The organism is Eudoraea sp. (assembly GCF_049669105.1).
In the GTDB taxonomy this organism is placed as follows: domain Bacteria; phylum Bacteroidota; class Bacteroidia; order Flavobacteriales; family Flavobacteriaceae; genus Eudoraea.
Genome location: NZ_JBATKE010000001.1, coordinates 1 through 9,728, shown reverse-complemented (window position 1 = coordinate 9,728; position 9,728 = coordinate 1). Strand labels below are relative to the sequence as shown.

7 protein-coding genes and 1 pseudogene are annotated in these 9,728 nt (G+C 39.9%); all 8 read right to left on the bottom strand.

Annotated elements, in window-relative coordinates:
• A partial coding sequence (locus tag WBM60_RS00040) for a pyridoxal phosphate-dependent decarboxylase family protein (protein WP_424282606.1) occupies positions 1 to 1,328 on the bottom strand: 1,328 nt, incomplete at its 3' end.
• Between the two features lie 187 nt (positions 1,329 to 1,515).
• On the bottom strand, positions 1,516 to 2,943 hold the full coding sequence (locus tag WBM60_RS00035; RefSeq protein ID WP_424282605.1) for a M20 family peptidase: 1,428 nt from the start codon (positions 2,941 to 2,943) through the stop codon (positions 1,516 to 1,518).
• Positions 2,944 to 3,327: 384 nt separating this feature from the next.
• Positions 3,328 to 4,095: a hypothetical protein gene (locus tag WBM60_RS00030; RefSeq protein ID WP_424277206.1), complete on the bottom strand. Its 768-nt coding sequence runs from the start codon at positions 4,093 to 4,095 to the stop codon at positions 3,328 to 3,330.
• 162 nt (positions 4,096 to 4,257) lie between these two features.
• Positions 4,258 to 5,025, bottom strand: a complete 768-nt coding sequence (locus WBM60_RS00025) for an SDR family NAD(P)-dependent oxidoreductase (protein ID WP_424259449.1) — start codon at positions 5,023 to 5,025, stop codon at positions 4,258 to 4,260.
• 107 nt (positions 5,026 to 5,132) lie between these two features.
• Positions 5,133 to 6,836, bottom strand: a complete 1,704-nt coding sequence (locus WBM60_RS00020) for an aryl-sulfate sulfotransferase (protein WP_424259448.1) — start codon at positions 6,834 to 6,836, stop codon at positions 5,133 to 5,135.
• 200 nt (positions 6,837 to 7,036) lie between these two features.
• On the bottom strand, positions 7,037 to 7,768 hold the full coding sequence (locus WBM60_RS00015) for a hypothetical protein (RefSeq protein ID WP_424259447.1): 732 nt from the start codon (positions 7,766 to 7,768) through the stop codon (positions 7,037 to 7,039).
• Between the two features lie 176 nt (positions 7,769 to 7,944).
• Positions 7,945 to 9,189 (bottom strand): aminotransferase class V-fold PLP-dependent enzyme, encoded by a 1,245-nt coding sequence (locus WBM60_RS00010; RefSeq protein WP_424259446.1) that lies wholly within the window; start codon positions 9,187 to 9,189, stop codon positions 7,945 to 7,947.
• A gap of 140 nt (positions 9,190 to 9,329) precedes the next feature.
• Positions 9,330 to 9,728 (bottom strand): annotated as a pseudogene (locus WBM60_RS00005) (hypothetical protein); the annotation flags it as partial.

Below are 9,728 nucleotides of genomic sequence, written 5' to 3'. Positions count from 1 at the left end.
GGAAGGGCAATGGCACGTTCTTCAATTTGCAATTTAATTTCTTTATTCAGTGCATTTAATTCATCCTGTGAGAGCGAACCGGGATTGTATCTAAAACAAACAATATCCATACCAATTGGCGCTATGAGCTCTAAATCCCGGTGTTGGTTTACAAGGGCTCCCAGGTAATGGGCCTGGTCAACATTTCTGGATATCATTCTTCCAAAACGCTGGCTCCCATGCTCTTTTAATGACATCCATACTTTTAGTGCCCTAAAACGCCTGGAGAGTTGCAAGCCATATTCGCTAAACCAATTTTCGCCGGAGGCCAAGCCCCTTGTATTTTTCTCTAAATATTCCGGAATTAAAGAAAAGGTGTCTTTATGGCCGGCACTATCTTTTACAACAACACAGCCAACCTCAAAAGGCATATGTAACCATTTGTGCAAATCTAAAGCCACAGAATCTGCACGTTCAATACCTTTTAATTGCGGTTTAATTATAGGTGACAGCATAGCTATGGCACCAATTGCGCCATCTACATGAAACCATAGGTTTTCTTCCCGGCAAATATCGGCGATCGCTTCTAAATCATCAATGGCACCAGTATTAACCGTACCAGAAGTACCAACAACGCAAATAGGTTGTAATCCAGCCTCCTTGTCGAGTTGTATTTGTTTTTTTAATGTATCGATATTTATGGTGTAATCGTCATTCACCTTTATTTTTTTAAGGCCTTTGGTCCCTAAGCCTAATAACTCAATTGCTTTTGTATTGCAGCTATGAATTTCGGTTGAACCATAAAAAACCAGGTTGTTTTCTTTGAGGCCTTCAGCTCTGATGTTGTAACCTGCCTTTACATTTCTGGCTACAGCCAATGCCGCATAGTTGGCCATAGACCCACCACTTACCAAAAGTCCGCTGGCGGACTTTGGAAACTCAACAATTTCCTTTATCCAGTCAACAACTTGTTCTTCAACTTTATGAGCCGCATGGTTACCGCCTCCTAAATTTGGGTTAAGAATAGATGCCCAAAAATCGCCCATAACTCCAGAAATAGTACCACTTCCCATATACCAGGCCCAAAAGCGTGGATGTAGGTTCCCCATGGGGTAAGGCAGGACATTTTTTTGAAGTTCCTTATAAACGTCTTCTGCATCACTTGGTTGCTTTGGTAAGCCTGTTTTAAAAGCATTTAAAACGCTTTCGGGCATTTCCTGCCAAATTTTGCGATCTCTTACATTTTTAGTATAATTAAAGGCATCGTCAACCATCTGGTGCATTAAGGCTTTAGACTTTTCCCAATCTTTGGGATCCAGGGTTTCAAAATTATCAAAGGGTTCTTCCATAAAATAAGTTAATACTATTTTTTACTGAATTTACCTGCCCGTCCGGCTTTGCTGCGCTAGAGCTATGCGAAAGCGATAGTCAGGTTTTAAGTCAGGAGCTTCTTTCTAATTTTCTAAAGAACGTAATCAAGTAAAGCAGTTGTTATCTGGTTACCAGAATCTATAAAGCTCCAAAACCTGCTTTATTTCAATCGAATTTCCTGATCAAATGGTAGGTGAATTCAATTATTTCCTTATAATTCTCCTTGCTGATCTTTTCGTCTATACCGTGAAACCGCGTAAAACTCTCGGGAGTTATCCTAAGAGGGTAAAACCGGTAAACATCGTCGGAAATGTCGTAAAAATAACGTGCATCTGTACCGCCGCCTACAAGTCCGGGGACCACGACAGCGTTGGGAAACATAGATCGTATGGTCTTTTCCAGGGTCTTGTACGCCTCAGAATCAATCTTGGAAACAGGGGAGGGGTTGGTTAGAAAACCTACAGTTTCCACCCTGATTTTATCGCTGATACTATTTTGTATATGCTGCTTTACCGTTTCTATGGTCTCCCCGGGCAAAATCCTGAAGTTCATAGTAGCCTCCGCCACAGTAGGTATCACATTGTTTTTCACCCCGCCTTCAATAATTGTTGGGGCCGTGGTGGTATGGGCATTAAGATCTTCCAGGATCCCATTTTTGAACAACCAGGGATTGGCAAAAGTCAATTTTTCCATAAAAGGGAGTTCAGCTCCCATGTATTCGAACTGGTAGTTGATTGGTTCTACGAGTTTATAAGGCAACTGATTGTTTTCCAGGTCTACAATGGCCTGGGCCAGCATTCCAATAGTATTTTCCTTGGGAGGACGCGAACTATGGCCCCCATTTGTTTCAACAATAAGCCGGAAAGACGCAAACCCCTTTTCTGCCAGGTTTACTATGGCTACAGGTTTGTCTATTCCCTCAACCATGCTTTCTGAAAGAAAACCACCTTCATCCAGGGTCATGGCTGCATTAATCCCTTTTTCCCTTAGATAGGCTGCAATTTTGCCAGCCCCGTTTTTTCCCCCAACTTCTTCATCGTGTCCGAAGGCAAGGTAAATGGTCCGGGAAGGAGTGAAGGATTCACTCAACAACTTTTCCACAGACTCCATTAATGCTATTAAGGAACTTTTGTCATCCAGTGTCCCCCTGCCAATGATATGAGTGTCCGTAATCTTTCCCTCGAAAGGACCTGCCTCCCAGTTTTTCAGGGTAGGCTGGTCTACAGGCACAACGTCCTGGTGCGACATAAGAATGATTGGTTTTTTGGAGGCATCTGAACCTTCCCACTTGTATAGCAAACTGTATTCATTGATCTTTTCCAGGGAAAGATTTTCATGGATGAGTGGAAAAGCATCTGCCAGAAATTGGTGAAAACCATGAAAGGCTGTAGAATCTGGAATCGCATCTTCGCTAAAGGAAATCGTCCGGTATTGGACCGCCCTGGATAGGTTTTGGAAAACTGCGTCCGGAATATCGAGTTTTTCCAATGATTCTGGTTCTACCTGTCTGGAGGTTAAAGAAAGTGTATTGAATAGGAGAATACCGGCAATTACAATCAGTATTGCCAAGAGTAAAAAGATAATTTTCTTCATTATGGTTTTTTAAAGGATAGACCTGGTTAGTTTTTGTTGAGAAACCTGAAACTTTCCAATAAAAGACGTACAGGATTTCTTTCGCGACAAGTTATATAAAATCCCCAAGACTTTTGGGGTTACAGGTCTAATGGTTAAAAAAAATCTTATCCCGGTGGGTAACAAGGATAACAAGACTCTTGATAACCCTCTATAGTGGTATACTTAAAACATTTCCTTTTTTATTTTCAGCCAAGAATTGCCCGCGTATTTTACGGAAAAATTTAATCATTTGAAGTAGCACTTGGTCGTTACTTTACCAGGTTACTGAATTATCCATTAATGTATTCAATGGTTTAAGATAGATCAATTATAGATGTTGTTAACTTTCCGTTATTTTTGATCCTATAAAAACTTCAATTCGTCTTCAATCTCCTTCACAACGATTTCTGATTTGATAATTAAGTCCTGTAAGCTATTGATGTTCCAATTTCTATTTGAAATGATTTCTGCATTAATACTTTTAAATTTATCGTCATAAATCAGGGCATTATAGTTAAAGGGTTTTGCCACTTCAATATCTCCTGAAATACTATCTTTCAAAAAATACCTCCTGAAGTGGCTGACATGATAGGGATAAGAAATATTTTGCTGTAAGTTATTTGCCCAAATTTGATTTTCTTCTTTAATGATTAAAAATTCATTTTCGAATAAAACGCTCAGGTTTTTTCTTAAACTATCATTGGTTATTAAATCGATTCCTTTTGATTTTAAATAGGTGTAACCACCAGAAATGGGATTTGAAGAAACCGTCCAAAAATAAGCGCCAAATGGCTTGAGAAGCGTATCATCGTAAGGCTTTTTATTGTCTAAATAATCTAGGATCAATAAATTATATCCCAGATAGTTTCGTTCTGATTCAAGTGTTCTTTCAAATGATTTTATACTGCTATTAACATTAGACTTTAATTCATTAAGTAATTCAATTTCAACAAGTTTTGATTTTTGTTCACTATTGATATTATTTAAATACAAAGCGAGTAAAATTCCAATAACAATTAGAATAACTTCGCCTATCCCATATATCAAATATTTACTGAATTTACCTGCCCGTCCGTCAGGCGGGTTTTCAGTTAGTAATTGTTGTCTGATTTTTCTAAAGAATTTAATCATGTGAGGTATTGTAGCCTGTTACTTTGCCAAGTTACTGAATTCTCTATTAATTTATTCAAAGGGGTTAGGCAAGCCCTCTACATCATGTTGTTCGAATATACTTGAAACAGCTGCGCCCTTCTTCAATATCATCTTCAAGATTTGAATCTGGTATCAGATTGTTCACCGAATAGCATAGCCACCATCTACACGAATGGTTTCACCGGTTACAAAATCAGAGGCTTTAGAAGCCAGGAACACTGCTGTACCGGCTAATTCTTCGGGTTGACCCCAACGGCCGGCAGGAGTTCTCATAATTATTTCATCATTAAGAGGCATTGTTCTAACTGGGGCGGTCATATCTGTCTCAAACCATCCAGGTGCAATTGCATTCACTTGAACATTTTGCGGTGCCAACTCAATTGCCATTGATTTGGTTAACTGAATTACGGCTCCTTTTGCTGCACTATACGACGGAATTAAACCAGATCCAAAGAATGAATACATACTACCAATATTTATAATTTTACCTCGCTTTTTCTCAACCATTGATTTTGCCACGAGTTTTGATAATAAAAAAACAGCGTTAAGCTGTGTCTCTATCACACTATCCCAATCTTTTTCTGTTTCGTTGAGGACTCCTCCGCTTAAAGACACATTACCAGCATTATTTACCAGGATACTAATACTTCCTAACTCCTGTTCCACTTTCTTTATGGCAGGTGCCAGTTCAGTTCGTTTTGTGATGTCAATTTTTAAAGCCATTGCAGGAACTCCAATTTCCTTTAGCTCCGAAAGGGTCGCTTTGTTTTTTGCATCGTTGCGTCCAAATATTGCCACTGATGCCCCTGCTTGTGCTAATCCGATTGCTATACTCCGACCAATACCTCCATTTCCCCCAGTAATTACCGCTACGTTTCCTGTAAGGTCAAATAATTTAGTTGTTGTCATGTTATAAATTTTTAAGTTGGTACTTTTTTTGGCGTGTGTTAAAATTTAAGGACAATATCTAATAGCACTTATTTACTGGTATTAAGGATATTACCTCTAAAATATATTTATCCCGTTGGACGATCCTTATTGGGGTACAGGCTGTAAAATCGTTGTGCCCTGTAAACAGAATAGCGGATTTCGGGATCATAAATATGTAACTCCCAGATCTTTTCAGTAGATGGCTTTTTGGTTACTTCCAGGATCCGGGCCCATTGATGGCCCCCGAATGTTGGCATCAGATTTCCTTCCTTATCCTTAAAACGTCCGCCATCGGTTATTAAAATATTGCCTGTGTTAGTCAGGTAGTCGGCATCACTTATAAAAGGGGATACAAATCGTTCTTTTTCCGGGCCATACGTCCATACCTCTTCCACAGTTCCGGCAACTTCATCTACCCGTAATTCCAAAGCACGACTAAAACGATCTTCCTTTGGCATTGGCGGATTTGGAGGTATAAAGCGAGCCCCTCCATTGTCAAATAAAAGAAGTGTGCCCTGAGGGGTCATTTCCATTCCGTGTTGGTGGCAGGGCCAGGTGAAGTCCCCTTTAGGCTTCAGGAGCTTATCGGACCACGGTTTTTCCCAACCTGTTGGATCACCGAGAATCCATTTTAAGGACCCGGTTTTCATATCTATCTTATAAATGGCACATTGGAAGTTGGAAGATACCAGTACCGCATCTTCCTCCTTAATGTAATAAATAGCATTGCAGTGTGTAATATCATAAGGCAGGGGATCATAAACTTCATTATAAATATCATAGTAATGGTCTCCGCTTAAGGAACCCTCGCCCAGCCGCCTGGGGTCGAGAATGTCTACCATAGACCATTTGCGAACCGTGCTACCATCCGGAGCGAACTCAATGATGACATCGCCGGCGACATCAGCAGTTTGTTTCTTCTCAGAAGGGGGATACTCCACCGGGAAATCCTGAAGTGAACGCACCTCCAGTCCCAGTCCCAGGAAATTACCGGAGGCTAGTTCTATCACATCGTGATGAAACATATCAGTATCTACAGCAATACTTTCCTCTGTTATGGGTTTGGTTACTGCACCGGAAGAATACCATTCCTGAACAATATTCCCCAACATATCCACTTCAAAAACACGTCCGTCTTCAACCCCTCCGAACATGAGGTTTCCATTATGTTTTCTGCGGACTTCATCAATCCAATTATTTGTTTTCAGGTACCAAACTACTTCCCCGGCTTCATTTACCGCAATTGCATAGCCCCAGTCTGCATCATCATCAAATGCCTCTTTCCAGCGAAACACGGTAAACATAGTTATACCCGGCTCCATCTCACCGGTTTTCTCCTGTACCAAATCCAGCGAAGGAAAATCGTCTGGCAATGGAGGGGTTTCAATAGAAAGCGAATCCAGGATGAGTTCCCTGCCATTTTCATCTTTGAGTGTTGCGGTAATCTGATGCAGTTTCCCTGGCTTAAGTCCCAGGACCAAAACCTTATGATTTGTTTTTAAGGAATCATCAGGTTGAACAATTTGCCGTGTCATCCCATCATCAATAGTTAGAGTAGTAATTACCGGACGATCTGAGGTAAAGGTCAGAATTCCTGCCAATGGGGCATTCTTATTCGGATTCGGGACAAGTTGCACATTTGTGGCCACCGGAGGACCCGCACAGCTTAGAAGGGTAAGAATACCCAAAGCTGCCAAAAGAGCAAATCTGTAAGATCTCAAATTACGGAGAATGATCAGGCAAGAATACACACCATTCTTGAATCGATTGCTTAAACGAATGAATTTCATCTGGTTTTGATTGGAATATTATGTTGTAATATACAATCTTTATTTAAGGATTTTTCCCCAGACTTTAATTCAAGCGGTAAATTTTACAATGCATTCTTTAACCCCGATATCAACTGATCAATTTCCTGGGTACTGGTGTAATGCAGAAAAGAAATGTGCCCTGCTAAGAGCAGTTAATTAAACACCTCAGTACTATACCGCTATTTAACAAGGACAACGTTGGCGGCTGCTGTAAGGGTGACATCCGGTGTAGCGGGATTATTATCCAAATCAAATAAAAGATCGTCCCCGATCGTTGCATTCCATGTATCCTCTGAAATGCTATTTATTGTAATAATAAGCATATCGGGAAAATTACTTTCAAATAGCGTCAGGGTTGTTTCGTCAGCACTAAGGCTCCAAGTGCCGAAATCATAACCGTTTGCGCCAAATGATTCATACGTATTATCCTCATAAAATTTAAGGGTTCCTGTAGCTTCCTCTTCCAGGTAAGATTCAATAAGTGCCTGTTGATCTAAAGCATCCTCCTCGGTAAACCCGACAACGTCAATGAGATAATCAGCTATCGATTGTCCAGACACCGAAGTAAAAATGTCTACTTCCGATGTAGTCCAGGTTCCCGGCAATAATTCAGCTGTGCTCAATTCTTCATTACAATCTGCAGCATCACTGTCGTCACAATCGGTTGCGCTACAAAGGTTATCAATATTAAAAAGGCCATCCCCATCAATATCCACAGCATCTCCATGGTTTAGGTGGGCAGGAACAGCATTGCTGCTTACATTTATAATTTTGCCTTTATGACAGATATCAACCTTTCCGGCTTTGGCGTTTACTCCTGTCAACAGATTCTCTGAGTCTGAGGAAGAATATTCTTTATCGCAGCCTGCGACAAATGATAACAATAATATGGCCAATAATAAATTCTTCATGTTGCAAAAATTGTTTCGTTAATTTTAATTTACAGATAAATGTTTAAAAAATCAATTATAATCGGGGAATTACCAAAGAAATGGTTTACAGGAATAGGTTAGTGATGTGTTCTTAAAATAATTGATATGTTGATATGGGGTCCGAATAGCTTAATATGTATTTATCCCTATTCCTCTCATAAACTTTCTATCGCGTACAAAGCGCTCTTTAATCCTGCGATCAATTGATTAATTTCCTCCATACTGGTATAATGCAAAAAAGAAATTCTTATTACACCGGGTTGTAGAGGAATATCCATATCCATAAAAGGTCGCACCGCATAAAAAGTGCCCACACCAAGCATCAATTTGTGTTCTGTTAAGTTTGCATATACCTTTTTTAAGTTTTCATTTTCAGGAATAATAGAAATAATTGGCGCCCTTCCTTCTGCGCTTTCAGGACCTACTATTTTAATATCATCACGAGTTCTTAAAAAATCAAGTAACTTCTCCATCAGGGCTTTTTCATGCTCCTGGAATAATTTATTTAATGCTTTATTTCTATGAGGTGGTTTTGCTTCCTCTTCAAAATGATGTTCATACACGGTATCAAAATAATCTAATATTCCGCCTGCAGCAGCAATTTGTGCATGATCTGGTCCTGCTGGAGTCAGCATACTTCGACTTATGCCCTCTTTGAAAAAATGAGATTGGTTTTCCATCTTAGCTATCAGCTCTTTATTTACATACATCAACCCCAGATGAGGGCCAAATGTTTTGTACAATGAAAAAAGATAAATATCTGCACCCAGATCCTTTAAATCCGGAAAACCATGGGGTGCAAGACCTACGCCATCCACAACAGACAGGGCACCATGTTTATGAGCCAGCGTGCTAATTTCCTTAACCGGATTTATATGGCCAATTACATTAGAACAATGGGGAAATGCTACCATTTTTGTACGGTCAGAGAACAATGAACTTAATTCCCCAATACTCAGTAAACCAGTTTGTTTGTTAACATGCCATTCAATAACTTTTATTCCTCTATCAGCTAGTCTTCGCCAGGCTCCTGCATTGGCTTCGTGATCCTGACAAGAGACGATGATTTCATCCCCGTCCTTCCACATGGGGCGCATTGCATTGGCCAAAACATAAACATTTTGGGTGGTAGATGGACCGAAATGAATTTCTGAAGCTTCAACATTCAAATAGTCAGCCATTCTCTTATACGAAAGGTCCATCAATTCTCCGGCCCGCATTGAAGCAGGATAAGGATAATAGGGTTGCACCTTGTTTTTCATATAAAAGTCAGTCAACCGGCTAATAAATTGAATACAGGGATAGGATCCTCCCGCATTTTCAAAAAAAGCCCATCCTTCCAGGGTAGGTTCAGAAAAAGCCGGAAATTGTGAGCGTACAAATGGTAAATCGAGTTTCATAACTAATGAGAATGTTTAATATTAGTTGATCACATTTGGGAGCAACTACTTGTTTTCTCTAAGATAGATATTAATATAACATCAATTTTACTCTGATAAACCCCAAACATTTGCTTAATAAATTGAGGAAAATCCTAAACTTAGGGGTTGCTCTTATCTGCCAGGTTAATTGTTTTAACGGTGGAGATCAGCCTACCATCTTCAGACATACCCTCTATATAGAATGAAATATTGGTTATACCGGTATCTGCTATGTTAAATATCGCCTTTCCTTTGGGGTTTATGGTTAAATCAGGTTCCCAGTGGATGGCTCCTGTTAGCTCAAATAGTGGACTAGCATAAATGTATTTTGGGCTGTAAAACTTTTTTGGAACATCAAATCCGTTGGTAGTATCAATAAAACTTCTTTTATTTACATCAGTAGAGTTCCTTTTAAGTGGAGTCCTTCTGGTCCAAATTCTGATTACTCCACCCTTAGCATCTGGGCCCTCCAAAACACTGGGTCTTGGATCAATCTCAATGCGCTCAATCTCTGCAGT

Coding starts and splice junctions, on each gene's coding strand:
- WBM60_RS00020 (WP_424259448.1), bottom strand. CDS start 6,836: ATGAAATTCATTCGTTTAAGCAATCGATTCAAGAATGGTGTGTATTCT.
- WBM60_RS00010 (WP_424259446.1), bottom strand. CDS start 9,189: ATGAAACTCGATTTACCATTTGTACGCTCACAATTTCCGGCTTTTTCT.
- WBM60_RS00025 (WP_424259449.1), bottom strand. CDS start 5,025: ATGACAACAACTAAATTATTTGACCTTACAGGAAACGTAGCGGTAATT.
- WBM60_RS00015 (WP_424259447.1), bottom strand. CDS start 7,768: ATGAAGAATTTATTATTGGCCATATTATTGTTATCATTTGTCGCAGGC.
- WBM60_RS00030 (WP_424277206.1), bottom strand. CDS start 4,095: ATGATTAAATTCTTTAGAAAAATCAGACAACAATTACTAACTGAAAAC.
- WBM60_RS00035 (WP_424282605.1), bottom strand. CDS start 2,943: ATGAAGAAAATTATCTTTTTACTCTTGGCAATACTGATTGTAATTGCC.